This is a genomic window from Exiguobacterium artemiae, from assembly GCF_033342815.1.
Lineage (GTDB): Bacteria > Bacillota > Bacilli > Exiguobacteriales > Exiguobacteriaceae > Exiguobacterium_A > Exiguobacterium_A artemiae_A.
In genome coordinates, this window is record NZ_JAWPEN010000009.1 from 108,337 (window position 1) to 127,634 (window position 19,298).

General features: G+C 45.2%; 19 protein-coding genes, 1 other RNA gene and 1 pseudogene. 14 read left to right on the plus strand and 7 right to left on the minus strand.

Annotated features, from left to right (window positions below; genetic code table 11):
* Window positions 1-34 precede the first annotated feature (34 nt).
* Together R7V76_RS10270 and R7V76_RS10275 are read left to right on the plus strand one after the other, a co-directional pair.
* Complete coding sequence (locus R7V76_RS10270) at window positions 35-2,410, plus strand: glycoside hydrolase family 31 protein (protein WP_318092389.1); 2,376 nt, start codon at window positions 35-37, stop codon at window positions 2,408-2,410.
* Window positions 2,411-2,579: 169 nt separating this feature from the next.
* Window positions 2,580-3,095 (plus strand): GNAT family N-acetyltransferase, encoded by a 516-nt coding sequence (locus R7V76_RS10275; protein WP_318092390.1) that lies wholly within the window; start codon window positions 2,580-2,582, stop codon window positions 3,093-3,095.
* Window positions 3,096-3,189: 94 nt separating this feature from the next.
* On the opposite strand, the gene R7V76_RS10280 is transcribed toward R7V76_RS10275, so the two are convergent.
* Window positions 3,190-3,771 carry a DUF1643 domain-containing protein gene (locus R7V76_RS10280; RefSeq protein WP_318092391.1) on the minus strand — a complete coding sequence of 194 codons (582 nt, stop codon included), beginning with the start codon at window positions 3,769-3,771 and terminating at the stop codon, window positions 3,190-3,192.
* A 14-nt stretch (window positions 3,772-3,785) separates the two neighbouring features.
* Window positions 3,786-4,469: a lytic transglycosylase domain-containing protein gene (locus tag R7V76_RS10285; protein ID WP_290830738.1), complete on the minus strand. Its 684-nt coding sequence runs from the start codon at window positions 4,467-4,469 to the stop codon at window positions 3,786-3,788.
* A 419-nt stretch (window positions 4,470-4,888) separates the two neighbouring features.
* Between R7V76_RS10285 and tnpA the strand changes: the two are divergent.
* From tnpA to R7V76_RS10300, 3 genes and pseudogenes are all read left to right on the plus strand, one after another.
* Window positions 4,889-5,294: pseudogene (tnpA, locus tag R7V76_RS10290) on the plus strand (IS200/IS605 family transposase).
* A 5-nt stretch (window positions 5,295-5,299) separates the two neighbouring features.
* Window positions 5,300-6,391: an IS200/IS605 family element RNA-guided endonuclease TnpB gene (gene tnpB / locus R7V76_RS10295; protein ID WP_318092392.1), complete on the plus strand. Its 1,092-nt coding sequence runs from the start codon at window positions 5,300-5,302 to the stop codon at window positions 6,389-6,391.
* Between the two features lie 204 nt (window positions 6,392-6,595).
* Window positions 6,596-7,018 carry a hypothetical protein gene (locus R7V76_RS10300; RefSeq protein ID WP_318092393.1) on the plus strand — a complete coding sequence of 141 codons (423 nt, stop codon included), beginning with the start codon at window positions 6,596-6,598 and terminating at the stop codon, window positions 7,016-7,018.
* A 141-nt stretch (window positions 7,019-7,159) separates the two neighbouring features.
* Here the strand turns inward: R7V76_RS10300 and R7V76_RS10305 are convergent, their stop codons facing one another.
* The 3 genes from R7V76_RS10305 to R7V76_RS10315 all read right to left on the minus strand — a co-directional run bounded on the left by R7V76_RS10305 (window position 7,160) and on the right by R7V76_RS10315 (window position 8,622).
* Window positions 7,160-8,059: a hypothetical protein gene (locus R7V76_RS10305; RefSeq protein ID WP_318092394.1), complete on the minus strand. Its 900-nt coding sequence runs from the start codon at window positions 8,057-8,059 to the stop codon at window positions 7,160-7,162.
* Between the two features lie 97 nt (window positions 8,060-8,156).
* On the minus strand, window positions 8,157-8,363 hold the full coding sequence (locus R7V76_RS10310; protein WP_318092395.1) for a DUF2922 family protein: 207 nt from the start codon (window positions 8,361-8,363) through the stop codon (window positions 8,157-8,159).
* Window positions 8,364-8,394: 31 nt separating this feature from the next.
* Window positions 8,395-8,622, minus strand: a complete 228-nt coding sequence (locus R7V76_RS10315) for a DUF1659 domain-containing protein (RefSeq protein WP_318092396.1) — start codon at window positions 8,620-8,622, stop codon at window positions 8,395-8,397.
* A 69-nt stretch (window positions 8,623-8,691) separates the two neighbouring features.
* Between R7V76_RS10315 and R7V76_RS10320 the strand changes: the two genes are divergently transcribed.
* From R7V76_RS10320 to R7V76_RS10335, 4 genes are all read left to right on the plus strand, one after another.
* Window positions 8,692-9,687: a potassium channel family protein gene (locus tag R7V76_RS10320; protein ID WP_318092397.1), complete on the plus strand. Its 996-nt coding sequence runs from the start codon at window positions 8,692-8,694 to the stop codon at window positions 9,685-9,687.
* 67 nt (window positions 9,688-9,754) lie between these two features.
* On the plus strand, window positions 9,755-10,447 hold the full coding sequence (locus tag R7V76_RS10325) for a hypothetical protein (protein WP_214764998.1): 693 nt from the start codon (window positions 9,755-9,757) through the stop codon (window positions 10,445-10,447).
* 59 nt (window positions 10,448-10,506) lie between these two features.
* Window positions 10,507-10,923 carry a hypothetical protein gene (locus R7V76_RS10330; protein ID WP_214764997.1) on the plus strand — a complete coding sequence of 139 codons (417 nt, stop codon included), beginning with the start codon at window positions 10,507-10,509 and terminating at the stop codon, window positions 10,921-10,923.
* A gap of 60 nt (window positions 10,924-10,983) precedes the next feature.
* The gene (locus R7V76_RS10335; protein ID WP_318092399.1) at window positions 10,984-12,327 is read left to right on the plus strand and encodes a S8 family peptidase; all 1,344 of its coding nucleotides are present in this window, start codon (window positions 10,984-10,986) and stop codon (window positions 12,325-12,327) included.
* A 56-nt stretch (window positions 12,328-12,383) separates the two neighbouring features.
* On the opposite strand, the gene R7V76_RS10340 is transcribed toward R7V76_RS10335, so the two are convergent.
* Window positions 12,384-12,827 carry a hypothetical protein gene (locus tag R7V76_RS10340; protein WP_234944590.1) on the minus strand — a complete coding sequence of 148 codons (444 nt, stop codon included), beginning with the start codon at window positions 12,825-12,827 and terminating at the stop codon, window positions 12,384-12,386.
* A gap of 134 nt (window positions 12,828-12,961) precedes the next feature.
* Between R7V76_RS10340 and rnpB the strand changes: the two genes are divergently transcribed.
* The 5 genes from rnpB to R7V76_RS10365 all read left to right on the plus strand — a co-directional run bounded on the left by rnpB (window position 12,962) and on the right by R7V76_RS10365 (window position 18,716).
* Window positions 12,962-13,335, plus strand: an RNA gene (rnpB, locus tag R7V76_RS10345) — RNase P RNA component class B.
* 109 nt (window positions 13,336-13,444) lie between these two features.
* Window positions 13,445-14,590, plus strand: coding sequence for a THUMP domain-containing class I SAM-dependent RNA methyltransferase (locus R7V76_RS10350; RefSeq protein ID WP_318092402.1), 1,146 nt, complete (start codon window positions 13,445-13,447; stop codon window positions 14,588-14,590).
* Between the two features lie 451 nt (window positions 14,591-15,041).
* The gene (locus R7V76_RS10355; RefSeq protein ID WP_318092404.1) at window positions 15,042-16,652 is read left to right on the plus strand and encodes an ATP-dependent nuclease; all 1,611 of its coding nucleotides are present in this window, start codon (window positions 15,042-15,044) and stop codon (window positions 16,650-16,652) included.
* Window positions 16,642-17,709 (plus strand): UvrD-helicase domain-containing protein, encoded by a 1,068-nt coding sequence (locus R7V76_RS10360; protein ID WP_318092405.1) that lies wholly within the window; start codon window positions 16,642-16,644, stop codon window positions 17,707-17,709. Before R7V76_RS10355 ends, R7V76_RS10360 begins: the two co-directional genes overlap by 11 nt.
* A 797-nt stretch (window positions 17,710-18,506) precedes the next feature.
* Window positions 18,507-18,716, plus strand: a complete 210-nt coding sequence (locus R7V76_RS10365; protein ID WP_251138664.1) for a hypothetical protein — start codon at window positions 18,507-18,509, stop codon at window positions 18,714-18,716.
* Between the two features lie 268 nt (window positions 18,717-18,984).
* Here the strand turns inward: R7V76_RS10365 and R7V76_RS10370 are convergent, their stop codons facing one another.
* Window positions 18,985-19,155 carry a hypothetical protein gene (locus R7V76_RS10370; RefSeq protein WP_318092406.1) on the minus strand — a complete coding sequence of 57 codons (171 nt, stop codon included), beginning with the start codon at window positions 19,153-19,155 and terminating at the stop codon, window positions 18,985-18,987.
* Between the last annotated feature and the right edge of the window lie 143 nt (window positions 19,156-19,298).

Here is a 19,298-nt window from a genome sequence, read left to right on the forward strand (position 1 = left end):
GGAAGTGACAAGGACGTTCGCGTCCTGATCCCGTATGCGCACAATTGACGAATCCCATTTCTATACCCGAGACATGAAACCATTGGCACGACCGGAAGCAATTGTCCAAGGGGACACATACCGCTTCACCGTTCTCACCAGTCGTCTGATTCGACTCGAGTACGCAGCAGACGGACGATTTGAGGATCGTCCGACTCAAACCGTTTGGAATCGTGATTTTCCCGTTCCTTCATTCCGGATTGTCGAGGATGAGACGGACTTGCAAATCATTACGGAACACGTCCATTTGCATTATACGAAAGGACCGTTTGCGTCGAACACACTTTATATCGACGTCCTTGGAAACTTCAGTACGTATTACAGCCGCTACACGTACGGCGGACCACTCCGGACCTTAAAAGGAACGGCCCGGACGCTTGATCATGCCGACGGGGAGATCCCGCTCGAAGAAGGCATCATCTCCCGTCAAGGCTACGCGGCGATTGATGACTCGGCATCGTTTGTTCTGACGGAAGATCATTTTGTCGAACCCCGTCAAGAAGGGGCGCAGGACATCTATTACTTCGGTTACGGTCACGACTACAAACAGGCACTGAAGGATTTTTACCGTCTGACCGGTCCGACCCCGATGTTGCCGCGGCAAGTCCTCGGAAACTGGTGGAGCCGCTACTGGCGCTACAACGAAAAAGAATACAAGGATTTAATGACCCGCTTCAAGACGGAAGATGTCCCGTTCTCCGTCAGTGTCATCGACATGGACTGGCACGTGACGGATATTCCGGAGAAATATGGTAGCGGCTGGACGGGTTATACGTGGAACCGCGATTTGTTCCCGGATCCGAAAGGTTTCCTGCAATGGTTAAAAGAGGACGACCGGATGGTGACGCTCAACCTGCACCCGGCGGACGGTGTGCGTGGATTTGAGGAAGCGTACGAAGCGATGGCAGTCGCGATGGGTGTTGATCCGGAAACAGAAGACCGGATTCCGTTTGATTTCTCGGACCGTGAATTCATCGAAAACTACTTTACGAAATTGCACCACCCGCATGAAGCGGACGGCGTCGACTTTTGGTGGATCGATTGGCAGCAAGGTGCCAACTCGAAGATGAAAGGGCTTGATCCGCTCTGGATGCTCAATCATTACCACGCGCTTGATATCGCACGCGACGGCAATCGTCCGTTGATCTTCTCCCGCTATGCCGGACCCGGCAGTCACCGTTATCCGGTCGGTTTTTCCGGTGATACGTTGATTTCCTGGGCGTCGCTTAAGTTCCAGCCGTACTTCACGGCAACGGCATCGAACATCGGCTACGGCTGGTGGAGTCATGATATCGGCGGTCACCAGCGCGGGGAGAAGGACGATGAACTGTCGACCCGTTGGTTACAGTACGGGGTGTTCAGCCCGATCATGCGTCTGCACAGTACGATGAGTATCTTCAACGGGAAAGAGCCGTGGCGCTATTCGCTTGAATCGGAACACGTCATGAAAAAATACCTCCGTCTGCGTCATCAGCTTGTGCCGTACATCTATACGATGAACGCGCGTAATCACTTTGACGGATTACCGCTCGTTTCACCGATGTATTATGAACATCCGGAAGAAGAACTGGCGTATGCCGTTCCGAACCAGTATTACTTCGGAACGGAGCTGATGGTCACACCGATTGTCGAGCCGATGAATCCGAAGCTGCACGTCGCAGCGACGACGGCCTGGCTGCCGGAAGGGGACTGGTTTGATTTCTTCACCGGTCACCGGTATTCGGGCGGCAAACAGATGCGTCTGTTCCGTAAGCTGGAAGAACAAGGGGTGCTCGCAAAAGCGGGAGCCATCGTACCGCTCGGTCAACACCTCGAACAGTCGAATGCACTCCACAATCCGGAGCATCTTGAACTGTTGGTCTTTCCGGGGGCATCCAACCAGTTTACCTTGTTTGAGGATGACAATGTCGGCGTCGCACACCGCGACGGGGAAAATGTCGAGACGGCCTTTGAGCTCGACTGGGCAGCCCGGACCTTGACGATCGCAACACCGTTCGGCAAACGCGAGCTGTTGCCGGAAAAACGGGAAGTGACATTGATTCTTCGCGGAGTCAACGAAGGACATGTCTCGCGGGACGGGGAAGTCCTGCCGAGCCGTTATGACCACAAGACCCAATCGTTGTCGGTTGATCTCGGTGAACTCGGAGAGACACAAGTCTTGTCGCTCCAGGTCGACATGTCGACGAATGGTAACCGGATGGAACGGTTGTATACGTTCCTCGATCAGGCGGAAATCGGTTACGACTTAAAAGACCGATTGTACCGCCTACTGTCACAACGACTCGATCCGGTCAATATGATGCATCAGTTACAGGCGCTGGATCTTGAAAAGGATCTGGTCGACTGTCTGCTTGAAATCATGTTGTTCTAAAACGAGTGGACTTGTAAAAGAGAACAAAAGCAGCGATGGATACGTCCATCGTTGCTTTTTTTATATGGTCTTGTTAAATAAAGGTTAATATTAAAAAGAGATAAAACTGTTTATTGTATTAGAAGAGTATTAAAACTCCAAATTTAAAAATAGGTTGGGGGGATTCAGTATGATACTGGAGGCTGATGTACATATTCGAGCGATGACTAATAATGATTTTGGTTTAATGGTTAAATGGTTAACTGATCAGACAGTCTTACAATTCTATGAAGAACCGCCTTCAGATTTAGATCGCGTGATGGATAAATACGGTCCCAGAATTAAAGGGGACCACTATGTTACACCTTGTATTGTAGAGTACAAAAATGAACCGATCGGATATATACAGTACTATCAGATTCAGGAAACAGATTTGAAAAAATACGGACTTCCGAACAATCAAACTATTTATGGGATGGATCAATTCATTGGTGACTCCCGATTATGGGGCAAAGGGATAGGCTCTGTAATGATTCGAATGATGTTAGATGACCTTTGGGTTAACAAAGGTGCTTTAAAGGTAGTGTTGGATGTTAAGAAAACGAATACGAGAGCAATTTCGAGTTATAAAAAATGCGGTTTTACGCAAATCAAAGAATTAAATCATGACTCGATTTTAATGGAATGTGTAAAAGGAACATACTGATGAACTTCATAACGTTCCTCCGTTTTGAAGAGGATGAAAAAAATAAAAAAGGTGTTCTTCCGCGACTGACGGAAAGAACACCTTTAAAGTATAATCATTTGCGTTTTAATTTCTTCGCCTTCAGCTTCATGTCCGGATAGGTGATCATCGGACTGTCGTCGACGGTCAGACGAAGATGGTTCGGTTCCCCTTTTGAGGTGATGCCGGAACAGAACAGGATATCGGCATACTGGTCAAACAGATTTTCATAAGCCGGCAAATGGTGCATCAGACGGCCGGGTGATCCCCAACCGCACAAGACGACACCATTCGTTTCCTTGACCCGGCGTAGCGTCTCCTCGATGAACTCATAATTGAGTTCGTCGAAACTGGCTTGCGCGAACGGCAAGTCTTCGCTGACAAGCAGATCCGGCATCAGGCTGATGATATCGTATTGTTTGATTGGACCTTCGACATGTTTTTTCATCAAATTATACGCACGTTGGGTCGTCGTACCGGATAAAAAAGCATCCGTCGTCCGCGGCGTGTAAATCAGGGCGGCGATGTGTGCGCCGTCCGTGACGTCGTCAAAGATGTAACTGCGTAAATAGCGTTTTGTTTTTGCTTCGTCAAACGTCGTCTGGACGCGGATTGACGATTCCTCAATCGTCAAGGACGAACGATCGGGCTGTGTCATGGTGGTGCCTCCTTTTAGTTGGTCAAACGTAAGCTGATGCGAAGGAGTTGGGCGAGTGTCTGCTTTTTGAAATCGAGGTCGTTCGCATCAATCGGCTCGATTTTTTGTTGATAGGCATCGTATTGGTTGAGGACGTCAATGACATACTGTTCACTGCGATTGTATTCAAACAGGGCAGTTTCAAGCGTTCCTCGGTCCGAACTTTTCGTGACGTCGTGCTGATTGAGGTACTTCGCGGCCGTGTGGGCGCTGTCCGTCAAATCCGTCGGATCGGCTTTGCCGTCTCCGTTTGCATCGACACCCAGTCCGCCGTATTGTTTGATGGCTTCCGGATCGGTTAAATCAATGCCGTCATGCTCGATGTCGCCAAGTGACGTTCCGCCTTCATATCCCCATCCGACCCATGTTTTCGGCATGAACTGGAAAGGGCCGATTGCACCGACGGAAGACTGCATGGCAGACGATTTCGAGAAGATAGTCTCGACGCGGTGAATCGCGGCAAGTAACTTCCAATCGACCTCGTAGCGGTCACCGGCTTGTTCGTAGATGTCGATATTCTCGGCTGGGACACCGTACTGTCCATAATAGGTGCGATACAGCTCATTTTGGACACGTTCCCGGTTTTGCCAGTAGATGATGCTACTACCGATGAGGACGATCAGTACGAACAAGATGCTTAATCGAAAAACTTTTCGCATATTGTTCTCTCCTCTTTCTGTGATTCCACTGAATGGTATCATATTTCGCTAGCGGCTAATAGTTTTTTTGTAAAGTCCGTTCCCCGGCAACGGTGAGAGCGGTCACATGTTTCAAGGAAGCGACGGACAGCCGGTCGAATCCTTCGTCCGGTGCGGGCATTTCCGATTAAATTGGCTTGAAAATGGGAAAGAGGTTGTTAATTACTGACATCGTCAAAACCATCGGAATTTGATAGACTGGATGTCAGATGAAGTCGATGAAGTTATCGTTCATTTTTAATTAAATTTAGTGAGAATTCTCCCGCCTCTAAGCATCTTGGGACGAAGCCCAGCGTAGGTGGGAGATGAATCGTCCGTCTTGGTAAGAATGCAATTATTTGAAATAATCAGTGTGACTAACCAAAAGAACTGATATATCAATGAAAATGGATACAAATAAACATTTAGTCTTTCTTCTGAATTATCACCTTGTCCTAGTAGTGAAATACAGACGTAAAGTAATCGATGACGTCATCTCGGCGTTCGCGAGACAGACGTTCGAACGAATCGGCGCGTCGTATCATATCACGCTGAACGAGTGGAATCATGACGGCGATCATATCCATGTGCTGTTCAAAGCACACCCGAACACGGAGATGTCAAAGTTTCTGAACGCTTACAAGAGCGCAAGCAGCCGACTGATCAAACGAGACTTTCCGCATGTCAAGAAACAACTATGGAAAATGGAAAGAAATGTTTTGGTCTCGAAGTTATTGTCTGGTGACGACCGGAGGTGCGACAAGCGACGTCATCAGACACTATATCGAAAAACAAGGGAAGGAGTGATCACTTTGCTGAAGGCGTATAAGTTTCGACTTTATCCGATGAAATCCCAACAAGAATATTTCATGAAGACGTTCGGGTGTGTCCGTTTCGTCTACAATAAGATGCTCGAAGAGCGGATCCGACTGTATGAAGACTCGAAGCTCAACCCTGGCGCAAAGCAAAAGCTCCCAACCCCAGCGAAGTACAAGCCTGAATTCGCTTTCCTCAAAGACGTCGATAGTCTTTCCCTTGCGAACGCTCAGATGGACTTGAACAGGGCGTACCAAAACTTTTTTCGGGATCAGTCCGTCGGATTTCCGAAATTCAAATCAAAGCATAACGACCGATCCTCTTACACGACCAACAATCTGAAGGGTAGCATCCGCATCGAAGATAATAAGGTGAAACTTCCTAAAATCGGTTTCGTGAAGTTGAAGCAGCACCGTCCGTTCGTTGGCGTCATCAAGTCCGCGACGGTCTCGATGACGAAGACCCGGAAATTCTTCATCTCGATCCTAGTCGATCAGACCGAAGCGCGATGGGTTCCCGCCAAGAACAAAGTAGGAATCGACCTTGGTCTGGAGCACTTCGCCATCCTGACAAACGATGAGTGGGTTTCTGAGAAAGTTGCCAATCCTCGTTTCCTTCGAAAGTCCGAAGAGAAGATCAAGAAGGCACAACGCGCCTTGTCCCGCAAAAAAAAGGGGAGTAAGAACCGAGACAAGGCGAGGAGGATCCTCGCCAAGAAGCATGAAAAGATTGCACATCAACGTCAAGATTTTCTTCATAAGCTGTCGAAACGGATCGTTGACGATAACCAAGTCATCGTCGTCGAGACACTGAAGTCGAAGAACATGATGAAGAACCATAAGATCGCCAAATCGATTGGAGACGTCAGTTGGTATGAGTTCATCCGACAGTTGGAATACAAATGCACATTCTACGGACGAACACTCATCAAAGCGGACCAATGGTACGCCTCAACCCAAATCTGTTCTTCTTGCGGAGTGAAAGGTGAGAAGAAAACCTTAGATGTGCGCGAGTGGGCATGTACTTGCGGTGCGCGTCATGATCGAGATATCAACGCAAGTATCAACTTATTGCTGTTAGCAGACTAAAAACCCTTCAGGGTGGGAACCACCCGATGAGCTTGGTCAATAACCGTAGCTCGTAAAAGTACGGTCTTCCCAAGAAGCTCCCACTTCAATTTACGAAGAAAATAAGTGGTGAGTAGTTCACGATTTTGACGGTTGCAGGAACCGTCGATGGGCTTGTAAAATGAAGAGGTAAACGCTTACACATCAAAGGAGATGGACGAAACCATGCGAACGATCACTTCCACTGGCGAACGAAAGAAAACAAGTTGGACTCTCGATATCGGGAGTCAACCGAAGTTGATGATGGATGGACTGACGGAGAAAGAAACAGATCAAGAACAACGGATCATCTTCGATCACTTTTACATTCCGACAACGGCTACACTGATTTTTCGGTTCAAGGAACGTTTCCCGAACCATCTCTGCGAGAACGGGTATGATGTGTATGGAGCAGCAGCATTTGATGAACAGGTCGTGGAGCTGATCTCGAACTGGTTCATCGAACTGGTCACCGTTTTGACGGCCATTCAACGCACGAAAGGCGTCCAGCACTTTTTGATCGAAGGCGGAGTCGCCAAACGGACGGATTTCCTTCCGACCGTGCGCCGGACCTGCCGGGCATTAGAATCAACAGTTGATATCGCATAATTCGTTAGACCGCCGCCGACGCCGGCGGTCTTTTTTTGTGGACGACAAAACGGTCCCTCACCGCAGCAACCGATGAAGGGACCGTCATTGGAAATGATCTTCAAAACAAACGAGGAAAAGACTTCCTCGTGGTCGAAAGCATTACATAGGAGTTGAAAAGTTTTTTTCAGCCGCCCGGCACGCCCGGAGCAGGGCATCTTTGAAGAACCGGTCTTCCTGCGAGGCCAGCATCCGTGTCGCTTCCTCGTCACCGCGGAGTGATTTTCCGAGCATCTGGATGACTTTGACCCAGCGCCGGACGTGATCGAGCTGCGGACGTCCCATTGCGACGTAGACCGTGAACCAGTCGTTTTGATCGCGGCGGATCATCCGTTGGAAAAGGGATTTCGCGAGATCGACTTCTTCCGTCGATGGTAAAGCCGTCGTTTCGAAGTACTCGCGGAGTGAAGCAATCGCCGTGACGTAGGCTTCTTTGACGTCAGCGGACGGTTGATGTTTTCCGTAATCGGACGTCGACAGGTGAATCAGGGCCGGTTTCTTTTCGATGCCGGTAATCCAGGCCGACATCGTTTTGCTGCTTTTGACGGCTTGACGGTTCGCGACCGGCAGTTTAGCCGTCACTTGACCGACTTTCCCGATGACGTTGACTTTTCCGTTGCGTTCCTGGACTTCCGTTACCGTCATTTCCACCGTATCGCCCATCTCGAACGGGATGGCTTTCGGCTGCAGTTTTTCACCGGCCGTCAACGGCGCCCGTTTGCGGATCATCCGTAAGGCTTCCTGTTCCATCCGGTCGTCAAGCGACCAGAGGTGTTCCGGAGGGACGTTGCGGAAACGGCGGCGGCGCACTTTGATGTATTGATCGAGAGCGTCGGCAGCCTGCTCCCGGGACATCTCGCCGGCAGCGACCGGTCCGATGATGTCTCGTAATGTGATTGATTCAAGTCGTTCCATGATTCCTTCGAATGGAATCAGCTCCATCACATAGAGGCTGCTGACGACGAGTTCACATTCGCGGGGCGTAAGAGGGCGTTTGGCCATAAATTGACTTCCTTTCCAGTTGCTTGATGATTCTAGTATACCAAAAAAAAGTCACCATCACCTCTACGGGTGATGATGACGATGAGTTTTTCTCCGCTTAAATGACGTAGGCGGATTCCGAATTATTTTGCAGCTCGGCCTGGCTCAACTTGACGAGCCCGTCATGAAACGGATCGTGGTCGACCATCAGTTGCCCGAGGGCCTTGATTTCGGCGACCGACGTATCGGGTTTCGCTCCCGCGAGACGCAAGCGGTACGGCTTTTTGAGTAACGTATCGAATGTCAAAACAATCGTGTGTTCCATCTAATTCCTCCTTTTAGTTGAGTCAAACAGATTAAGCGTTAAGTAAAGCGAAGTCACGGCTGATTTCCGTGTGTGTGTACGAGCCAGCCAGCATGTTGCCGATGGCCCGACCGATTGACGCGACGACTTCCGGTTCGAGATCGGTGCGGAGTCCGTTAAAACGGCGACGGGCGAGGACCGCGTCCCCGTTTGGTGTCACCTTGTCGTTTCGTTCGAAGACGACAACTAAACTGGTTTTGATTTCTTCAGCTTGTGTCATGTGTATCACCTCCTTCGCCCTTATTGACAGGGCGAAAACAGGAAATGTTCGGAAAGGGTGAAAAAAAGTATGGTCTGGTTACGGTTTTTACGGCGGATGTCGTTTTTGAAGATGCGGACGCTCGCTTATGCGTCGTTTTTATTTGTGTTCGGTGTCGCCCTGATCATGTATCTGGCAGAACCGGAAACGTTCGGAACGTACTTCCGGGCCGTCTACTGGACGATGACGACGGTCGTGACGGTCGGGTACGGGGACTTTTTCCCGAATACGGATTTTGGACGGTTCATGACGATTTTCGTCTTCATCTTCGGAATCGGGATTGTCGGCGGGTTGATTTCAAAGCTCGTCGACGGGGTCCAGTTGATCCGCAATCAAAAGGAAAGAGGGTTATTACAGGTGAAAGAGACGGGACATACGTTAGTCTTCGGCTACAGCCGACGGTCGAAACACGTCATCGACGAATTGCTGGAAACGATAGATGTCATCTTGATCGATGACCTTGAGCGGGAACCGTTCAGTCATCCGCGGTTCCATTATGTCAGCGGTGATCCGGCACTCGACGCGACATTACAGCGGGCGAACATCAAAAAAGCGACACGGGCGATCATTCTCGCCGATCATTCGATTCCACCGGCCCTTGCCGACGGTCGGACTCTGTTGATCGCGGCGAGCATCGAACGGGCGAATCCGAATATTTATACGATCGTCGAGATGATGCTTGAGGAACACCTCGACAGCTTTGAACAGGTTAAAGTCGATGAAGTGTTGCTCGGCGATGAGACCGTCGCCCGGATGGCGATTCTTGCGGCATATCATCCCGGTGTCTCAAAAGTCGTGACGAACCTGTTGACGAAAGACGGGGACGGCATGTTCTCGATTCCCGCAAAGCCGGAGTGGCAGACGTTTCGGGATGCCTTTCACGTCCTGCTCGAAGACGGGGTGACGATTTTATCGGACGGGAAACGGCTCGATTTGAACCGGCGGCTGAATGAACCGATTCCTCCGAATACAACGCTGATTGTGTTATGCAGTGAAGAGACGGCGAAGCGGATCGGCGCTTTATAGGAAAAGGATTACATTAATTCTTTTTCGGGTATAGTAAATACATTTACTATGCAGAGGAGAAAAGTGTATGACAAACCCACAACCAGAATGGATTCAAGAATTATTCGAGACGGTCGATCAAGGTGAATTAAAAGATGTCCCAAAATTACTCTATATGGCATTGACGCTCGAGCCAAGTTATTTCACAAAAGCAGTCAGCCGGTTAAACCAACGGCTCGAAGTCGAGCAACTCCAGGAAGTATCGGAACTGTTGACGGTCTATCGCCAATTCTTCATTTCCGCTAACCCGTCGGAAGAGTACTGGTCGATCGCCTGGAACGAATTGATCCAGACGATGCACCATTTCATCGACCGCAATGAAGCGCAACAACTGTTTAAAGAACATATTGATTTGATTGATTGGTGGTCAAGTGAATCGTTATTATCGTTGCCGAGTTGGTTGACGGTACTTGATCTCGCAGAACGAATTGATGCCCTCGATCAGTTTTCCAGTTACTTACCAGACATTTTTGAAAGTTATGCGCTCGAGACAGCGAAGGATGAACCGTTTGCCCGCCTCGCCTGGTACGCGCTCGCCAGCGGTCAGCAGGATTTACTGACACCGTTCCGGTCCCGGATTGAGCAGTCGGACGCCCCGGTCATCCGTTCGCTCGGCGACGCCGATTTACTCGATCAAATTGATACGACACGGGTTCGTATGTTAAAGTCTAAGGATAACGAACCGATAGAATTGATGTTTGATCGAAAATGGACATTATAAATTAATCAATAGAAAGTGACATCTAGATACTGCATGAATTTAATTCAAGGGGTGTAGGGATGATACACGTCAATTTGCCGCAAGGTGATTATGTCGTTTTGGTTGAAATCAACCGGGAAGTCTTATTGTGCCACTCACTTGAAGCGGCCGATCAGGCGGAGCGGGATCGATATGAACTGGTGGGTCGGATGAGCGAACGGTTGCCGTCCGAAGTCATCGGTCCGTCGATTGCTGATTTTGTACGGTTTTCGACCGGTTTTATCGGAGAAGCCGTGACGTGGAACGAGGCAGAGGAAGCATTCTTCTGCCAACAGTTCGAGACGTTTGACGGATCACCGCTCGGAGAAGATTTGACCGGGATTGATGCGAAACGTTGGCGTGCCGTTCTCGTCCGCTACTACTCCTATGTCACAATCGGAAAAATCATTCCATTTGAAGTCAGCGAAGAATCCGATGGGACGATGCCATTTTTCTAGTCTGTTTGGATCAGCACATCAATAGAATCGGCGTGTAAAAAGAGAAGGGCAGGGTCCACATTGAAAAAGAAACTTGCACTACTCACATTTGCTGTCGTTGTAGGGTTACCTACTTCTGCGTTCGCTAATTCTCAATATGTGCAGTATGATCCGACATTTAATGAACAACAGAAACAAACATGGCTTGCAGAACAGGGTCTGCAGGAAGTCCGGGAGTTGAAACAGGACGGGTTCTCACTCGTCGAACCGTTGCCGCATGTCGACAAAAAAGATGTCGACGCCGACTTGATTCCGGTCAGTGTCGTCGAAAAGGCGACGGATTCCGCTCAATTGCAACAGACATATCTCGATCAATCGCGTATTCCTACTTACTGGAAGTACAGTCGCGGTAAAACCGACGTTCGTGTGGCGATTATTGATGATGCAATCGATGTCAATCACTCCGAATTCAAAAACGTCATCTATAAGACGACGACGATTTCCGGGATCCGGAAACCGGACGATCACGGGACGCATGTCGCGGGCATCGTTGCGGCAGCGGAAGACGGAAAAGGTATCGTCGGTGTCGCATCCGGCGTCAAACTGATCGGGGCCGACGTCTTTGACGGCGACTTCGCCAGCTCAATTGATATCGGGGACGGCGTTCTGTATGCCATTTCCCAAGGGGCCGACGTGATCAATCTGTCGCTCGGTCAATACGAATATGATCCGTACATGGAAGCCGCGATTAAAAAAGCGGAAGCGAAAAACATCATCGTCGTCAGTGCAGCCGGAAACGACGGCCGCAATAAACTGTTATTCCCGGCCTCGATGAACTCGGTCATTGCCGTCGGTTCGGTCGGGACACTCGGACGCGCTTCGACGTTCTCGAACTATGGCAAAGGGCTGAACATCATGGCACCCGGTGAAGGGGTGTATTCGACGATGGTCGGCAACAAGTACGGCTATCTCGACGGGACATCGATGGCGACACCAATCGTCAGCGGCGTCATTGCGCTTGCGAAATCGAAGAATCCGTTCATTACGAACAGTACGCTCCGTAGTAAGCTGTATGCGGCAGCGGCGAAAAAGACGGGGGATACGTCCCTCCATTACGGGACGGGCCGTCTGAATGCCGGCATGCTCGCAACGATTCCGTCACCGGTCTCAAAAGTGTCTGTGCCGTCCGTCCTGAAGCCGAATCAGCCGTTCGCGCTTTATTTCGACGAGTATTCGAACGCGAAGACGCTGACCCGTCTGTACAAGGACGGTAAAATCGTCAAGACGTTTTCGAATGACTACCTGCGGAACGGTACCCATAAGTATACGTACGCCTTAAAAGAAGCAGGGACGTATAAACTCGTCTTTGCGACATCAAGCGGGCGTCATACACGCGTGACGGAGCGGGTCATCACCGTCAAATAGCAACAAAAAAAGCCGTCTCACCTCAGGAGAGACAGCTCGTTAAGGACTCAAAGTATTTACTTTGGGTCTTTTCCTTTTTTATAGATGGGCGTCGGAACGTCTAGCGCTTCGCCGGTCCACTGAATCGTTGCTTCCATTTTGTAGCCGGTATCGTCTTCATGGATGAACGACAGGCGTCCTGAATCGATCAGCTGATACAAGCCGTATTCGACTTGATTCGCCCACGACCGTAACGTCATCGCTTCATCGTACAGCGGAATCTGTTGCGGGAACCGTTCATTCATCAATAAGATGTCATGCTGGTCAAAATGGTAACTCCGTTTCGAAAATGCATCAGGTTGTTTTACATTAAATGGCTCGAACGCATGGATGAGTTCACCCTTGCGGTAAAAGGCAAAAATGCCGTTCCGGAGATGAAGGGCCTTGATTTCATCAATCTCGATCAAGAACGTCAACTTCCGTACGGTACGCTGGTTCGTACCAGAGCGTCTTTTTTTCATGGTATATGCCCCTTTCTGAACCATTGTACTATACCGTAAAATCAGGAAGAATTGCAACTTTTCCGCCCACTAAACGCGAAATACCTCTTGCTAGAAACGCTCGCGTGCGCTACACTGTTAAGCAGTGACTATGTTGGTTCGGACAATTGCGGGGCACTCCGGTGCTTTGAGGAAAGTCCATGCTCGCACAACCTGCGATGGTTGTAGTGATCGTGCTACACGAAAAGATAAGTGTAGGCAGCGTCGTGCTGACGGCAGAAGGAACGCCTAAGTCTTCGGATATGGCCGAAACTTCTTGAAGGTGCCACAGTGACGGAGCCTTACTGGAAACAGTAAGGGTGGAACGAGGTAAACCCCACGAGCGAGAAACCCAAATTTGGTAGGGGAATTTCCGGAGCGGAACTGAACGCAAAGGAGAGCGTATGTAAATACGGAGATAGATGATTGTCGCCCGCGTGTGAGGGTCAAACCGTTTGCAACACTAGGGAACAGAACATGGCTTACAGGACCACATAGGCTGTTATTTTTACTTTGAACGAGAGTCCAGGTCCAACTGGGCTCTTTTTTTATTGAGTTGAACTTGGAAATTTTAAAAACAGGTAGGAGCGTGAACAATCATGGCAAAACGTTTAGTCATCGCGACAGCGGCAATGGGAATCGAAGCCCTCGTTGCGAAAGAAGTCCGCGATTTAGGATACGAGTGTACGGTCGAGGACGGAAAAGTCTATATCGATTGTGAGCTCGAAGACATTCCCCGTCTCAACCTCTGGTTACGGACAGCGGACCGTGTCAAACTCGTCGTCGCGGAATTCAAAGCGACATCATTCGAAAAGTTATTTGATCAGGTCAAAGACCTCCCGTGGAGCGAACTGTTGCCGTGGGAAGCGAACTACGTCGTCAACGGCCGCTCGGTCAAATCGAAGTTGTTCTCGATCCGTGACTGTCAGAAGATCACCGAAAAAGCGATCGTCTCGCACATGCAGGAAGCGTACAACATGGGTGACGAGTGGTTACCGAAGACCGGTGCCAGCTTCCCGATCGAAGTCGCACTCTTAAAAGACATCGCGACGCTGACGATCGATACGTCAGGCGATGCGCTCCATAAACGCGGCTACCGCGAGTTCCACTCCGCGGCACCACTGAAAGAGACGATGGCAGCAGCGATGCTGATGCTGACGAACTGGAAGCCGGATATGCCGCTTTACGACGTCTTTACGGGATCCGGGACACTGGCGATCGAAGCGGCAATGATCGGTCGTAACATCGCACCCGGGATCAACCGCGAATTCGCATCACAAGAATGGGCGTGTATTCCGAAAAAAGCCTGGTTCGATGCGATCAAGGAAGCAAACGACAAAGCCGAGTGGGACAAGCCGCTCAAAATCTATGCCAACGATACGGATCCCGAGATGGTCAAGCTCGCGAAACAAAACGCCGAGCTCGCAGATGTCCGGGATGCAATCAACGTCATGCAACGTGATGCAGCGGACTTCAAGCCGAAGGAAGACTTCGGTGTCATCATCGGCAACCCGCCGTACGGGGAACGTCTCGAGGACGCACGTGAAGTCCATCAACTGTACCGGAAAATCGGGAATGCCTTCAAAGAATTCCCGTATTACAGTGTCTACATGATCACGTCATACGTTGAGTTCGAAAAAGCATTCGGCCGCCCGGCGACAAAACGTCGTAAGCTCTATAACGGGAATATTGAAGTTCAGTTTTACCAGTACTACGGATTGCGCCGGAAACGTCCGCAAGCGTAAGTTACGTCCAACATTTAATGAAAAACCATTGCACACTTATTGTGCAATGGAAGATTACCTTAAGAATCGCTCAATTGAGCGGTTCTTTTTTAGATATGAGTATAAAAAATTAATGGATTTTTATACGATACAGGTAAAGATAATTTACGATTATTTATCGGATGATACGAACCTGTAACCATGATTTGTAGTGATATGAGACTTAGGACGTCAGTTTGGATAATTTTTTAAGATGTACAAGTCAATTTAAATTATATATTTCATTAGTAATTTTGTGGAGATGCTTGTGTTGTAATGGCGTCAAATTTTTTATTTGAGTTTCAAGACCTAAATGATGGTGGAAAATAATACCGTTATAAGTAATAATTTTAATAATAGGGGAGAAGTAAAGCAGAAAAGAACTAACTATAAAAAATGTTGTAATAAACAACAAAGTAAAAGGATGCTATATATGATAAATAAATTAAAAATAATTAACTATAAGTCTTTTCAGAACTTTGAGTTGGATTTAAATTCTGATTTAAATATAATTATCGGAGATAATGAAGCTGGAAAATCAACACTATTAGAAACAATAAATTTAGCTTTGACGGGTCAGTTGAATAATAGGCTGCTTCAGAATGAATTAAGTCCATATTTGTTTAATATTAATAGTGTAAAAACATACTTAGAACAATTAATAATTAATTCAAAAGCTGAATTACCTAGTATCAAAATTGAACTCTATTTTGATAATCCGAACAACATATATAGCGAATTAAAAGGTACAAATAATTTGTTAAGAACTGATGCTCCAGGTGTATCTATCAGTATTGAATTTGATTCAACATACCAATCTGAATACGAAATTTATATTCAAGATGTAAGAACAATAAAAACGTTACCAATTGAATATTACAAAGTTGTTTGGCGGTCTTTTGCTGGAAATAGCTTAACTTCAAGAGGTATACCTGCCAGATCAACGTTAATAGATACGTCCACTTCAAAATATAAAAATGGTGCAGATATATATCTACACAAGATTCTAAACGACTCCTTAGAACCTTCACAACGCACAGAATTAGCTGTTCATTACAGAAAACTAAAAGAAACATTTTCCGAAAATCAATCCATTGCAACCATAAATGAAAGCTTAAACGAAAAAAAAGGAGATATTACTGATAAAAATTTAAATTTATCAGTCGATATCTCAAGCAAAACAAATTGGGATAAAATTATTACTGCATATTTAGATGATGTTCCATTTGATTACATAGGGAAAGGTGAACAAAATGCTATAAAAATGAAATTAGCATTAGAATCTAATACAGATTTGGAAGCTGTAGTCTTAATAGAAGAACCTGAAAACCATTTGTCGCTTTCAAATTTAAATAAATTATTAAATATAATTAAAACTAGGAACGAAAATAAGCAATTAATAATTACAACGCATAGTAGTTTTATTTTAAATAAATTGGACATTGGAAAGATGATTTTACTCTCTAGTGATAAGGTAACTACATCGTTCAATGATCTTGAAAATGAAACTAGAGAGTTTTTTATGAGGTTGCCTGGTTATGATACACTGCGTCTCGTATTAAGTCGTAAAGTTATTTTAGTGGAGGGGCCATCTGAAGATTTAATTGTACAACGAGCTTATAAAGATTTGTATGACAAATTACCTTTAGAAAATGGTGTGGATATATTTTGTATTGATGGTTTGTCTTTTAAAAGGTTTATAGAGATATCCGCTAATCTTCAAAAAGAAATTACAATAATAACAGATAACGATGGAGACATCGAACAAAACATTAATAACAAGTACGAAGAATATTTATCAAATAATTTAGTTAAACTCTGCTATAGTCTGGATGAAAGTCTTAAAACACTTGAGCCAAATATTATAGACGCTAACAAATCAAATTTATCGGTTCTTAAAGAAATTTTAGGTCACTCTGATTACGAAGATGATCGTTTAATCACGTACATGTTAAATAATAAAACAAAGTGTGCATTGAAAATATTCGAAACTGACAAGACTATCAAAATGCCGAGGTATATATTAAATGCGATTGAAGAATAAAATTATTGTAGCAGCTGCTGGGTCCGGTAAAACAACATATATAGTGAAAGAAGCCCTTAATAATGCTCCGAAAAAAACATTGATTGTTACATATACTAATAAGAATCGTGAAGAAATTGAGAAGAAAATTATAGAGCTACATGGATTTATACCAAATCATCTTATTGTAAGAAGTTGGTATGCATTTTTATTATCTGATTTAATAAGACCTTATCAAAATTTCGTTCATGAAGAACGCATAGAAGGTGTATATTTTCCTACGGGACCAATTAATAGATTTGCAACAAAATCTAATATTAAGGCATACTTTTTAAATGCAAAAAATGAAGTTAACAAGGATAGACTTTCCGAATTAGCAGAGCTAATTGCACGAAACAGTGATTATAAAAGTATTACTCGTTTTAGTGAATTATATGACTATATTTTTATAGATGAAGTACAAGATATGGCTGGGTATGATTTAGAGATATTTAATTTTTTTATGCTTTCTAATACAAACGTATTATTTGTAGGTGATATTAGGCAAGCGACTTATACAACAAATAATACAAATAAGAACAAAAAATATAAAGGTATAAATATTATTGATTACTTTAAAGAAAGAACAGATATTTGTGAGGTTGATCAAAGTTTGAATATTAGTCATAGATGCAACAAATTTATATGTGATTTCAGTGATGGTTTATTTGAAGGGATGGCTAGTACATTATCTAAAAATGAAGAACGTACTGGACACGATGGCGTATTTATTGTTCATCCAAATGATGTGGAAGAGTATCTTCAAAAATACAATCCTCAGTGTTTAAGATACGATGCTAGAACGGTTTTACCAAATGCGATTAATTTTGGAGATTCAAAAGGTTTAACATTTGAGAGGGTGCTAATAAAACCTACAGCTAAGATGGAAAAGTATTTGAGAACTGGGGAGTTGGATTTAGATGAAACTACTTTAGCTAAATTTTATGTTGCTTTAACAAGGGCAAAATATAGTGTAGGAATTATTAGTGCAACTAAAAATATTAAGATAATAGGCACTAATAATTTTAAGATGTTGTAAAATCTTATTATGTTCACATGGGAAAGACTCATAATGTAAAAAAACACAATGTTTATAATACTTTTGAAGTATAAATATCATGTCCAAAGTTCGAAAAAATAGAGTTGTTTTAGTAAGTGAATCATCTGTTGCAAGAGCGCATTAAAAAAGAAACCTTCAACTTCGCATGAAGATTATTTGGTTAATCAATCTACTCTACTACCGGTATAGAAAAATATAAAATCTATATAAGTATGTTCATCTTTATGTTATACATTAGTAAAATTGTCTAATATATTTTTAAAAAAACTATTGTAACTTAGCAGAAGGTATTGTAAGATATTAAAATACTTTATAATTTTAGCCTTGTGCCTGATGTTGCTAGTTCGATTCTAGCAATTATCTTCATCGTAAAAATTTCTTTTGAAATAGTAAACTTGGAGGCGATGCCATTGGATAAAAACACTGTAGGCTTAAAAACATTAATTACTGGTGTATCAATTAATGTGGTTTACGATTTATTAAAATTGGTGGTTCCGACATCAGGCTAAAATTATAAAGTTTAATAAAAAGTACAATTTAGAATAACTTACTCGTATGAGTAGATTATTTTAAATTGTGCTTTTTGTTTTCTTTTCTAAAATCCATTCAAAACAAATGTAATCAGTTTTACAGCACATTATAATTAAGATATCATTCATGCTGTGTTATTAAATCTTTATTTATGTGGTATTAAATCTACTTCAATTCAAGGTGACGAACAAAAAAACGAGTAGGACAAGCCGCTCAAAATCTATGCCAACGATACGAATCCGGAGATGGTCAAGCTTTCAAAACAAAACGCCGAGCTTGTAGACGTCCGGGACGCGATCAACGTCATGCAACGCGACGCGGCTGACTTCAAGCCGAAGGAAGACTTTGGTGCGCCATACGGGGAACGTCTTGAGGACGCACGTGAAGTCCACCAGCTGTACGGGAAGATTGATGTAATGCCTTTAAAGAATTCCCGTATTACAGTGTCTATATGAACACGTCATACGTCGAGTTCAAAAAAGCATTCGGCTGTCCGGCGACAAAACGTCGTAAGCTTTATAACGGAAATATTGAAGTACAATTTTATTAATATTATGGTCTCCGTCGGAAAAGACCGCAGTCTTAAGTCATTTTCGATGATGGGATGGACGCCAGTTCCCACTCAGTTCCCACTTTTTAATTTTTTTAGCCAAAATGTCAGGAGCCGCTCGGTTGAACGGTTTTTTTGTCGTCTAATAAAAACGCGAGCGTGGTATATTACGATTAGTTTGCCTCTGGTCCAGCAGTTTTGAAGAATTTTTCAAAGCCTGGTCGTTCAATCTGGGCTGCTGCTTTGATTCGTTCAAGGTGGCCTTTCGCTTGTGTAAGTGTGCCTTGTGGATCTTGCCGGAATTCACTTGAATACACTTCGAGGAGCGCACTCAATTGATCCAATTCTTTTATGATAATACGGTGTTGTGACCGTCAAGAAGAAAAGTCATTTTACGATGATTTAAGCACAACACTTTTCGATCATTCTGTATGTTCTGTAAAAATAGTAGACCGATAGCGCATCCGGTAGCTTTCTTCATCCATTT

Bases quoted from the DNA above. Each gene is read 5' to 3' on its own strand.
- R7V76_RS10270 (WP_318092389.1), top strand. From the start codon at position 35: ATGCGCACAATTGACGAATCCCATTTCTATACCCGAGACATGAAACCA.
- R7V76_RS10275 (WP_318092390.1), top strand. From the start codon at position 2,580: ATGATACTGGAGGCTGATGTACATATTCGAGCGATGACTAATAATGAT.
- R7V76_RS10280 (WP_318092391.1), bottom strand. From the start codon at position 3,771: ATGACACAGCCCGATCGTTCGTCCTTGACGATTGAGGAATCGTCAATC.
- R7V76_RS10285 (WP_290830738.1), bottom strand. From the start codon at position 4,469: ATGCGAAAAGTTTTTCGATTAAGCATCTTGTTCGTACTGATCGTCCTC.
- R7V76_RS10300 (WP_318092393.1), top strand. From the start codon at position 6,596: ATGCGAACGATCACTTCCACTGGCGAACGAAAGAAAACAAGTTGGACT.
- R7V76_RS10305 (WP_318092394.1), bottom strand. From the start codon at position 8,059: ATGGCCAAACGCCCTCTTACGCCCCGCGAATGTGAACTCGTCGTCAGC.
- R7V76_RS10310 (WP_318092395.1), bottom strand. From the start codon at position 8,363: ATGGAACACACGATTGTTTTGACATTCGATACGTTACTCAAAAAGCCG.
- R7V76_RS10315 (WP_318092396.1), bottom strand. From the start codon at position 8,622: ATGACACAAGCTGAAGAAATCAAAACCAGTTTAGTTGTCGTCTTCGAA.
- R7V76_RS10320 (WP_318092397.1), top strand. From the start codon at position 8,692: ATGGTCTGGTTACGGTTTTTACGGCGGATGTCGTTTTTGAAGATGCGG.
- R7V76_RS10325 (WP_214764998.1), top strand. From the start codon at position 9,755: ATGACAAACCCACAACCAGAATGGATTCAAGAATTATTCGAGACGGTC.
- R7V76_RS10330 (WP_214764997.1), top strand. From the start codon at position 10,507: ATGATACACGTCAATTTGCCGCAAGGTGATTATGTCGTTTTGGTTGAA.
- R7V76_RS10340 (WP_234944590.1), bottom strand. From the start codon at position 12,827: ATGAAAAAAAGACGCTCTGGTACGAACCAGCGTACCGTACGGAAGTTG.
- R7V76_RS10350 (WP_318092402.1), top strand. From the start codon at position 13,445: ATGGCAAAACGTTTAGTCATCGCGACAGCGGCAATGGGAATCGAAGCC.
- R7V76_RS10355 (WP_318092404.1), top strand. From the start codon at position 15,042: ATGATAAATAAATTAAAAATAATTAACTATAAGTCTTTTCAGAACTTT.
- R7V76_RS10365 (WP_251138664.1), top strand. From the start codon at position 18,507: ATGGTCAAGCTTTCAAAACAAAACGCCGAGCTTGTAGACGTCCGGGAC.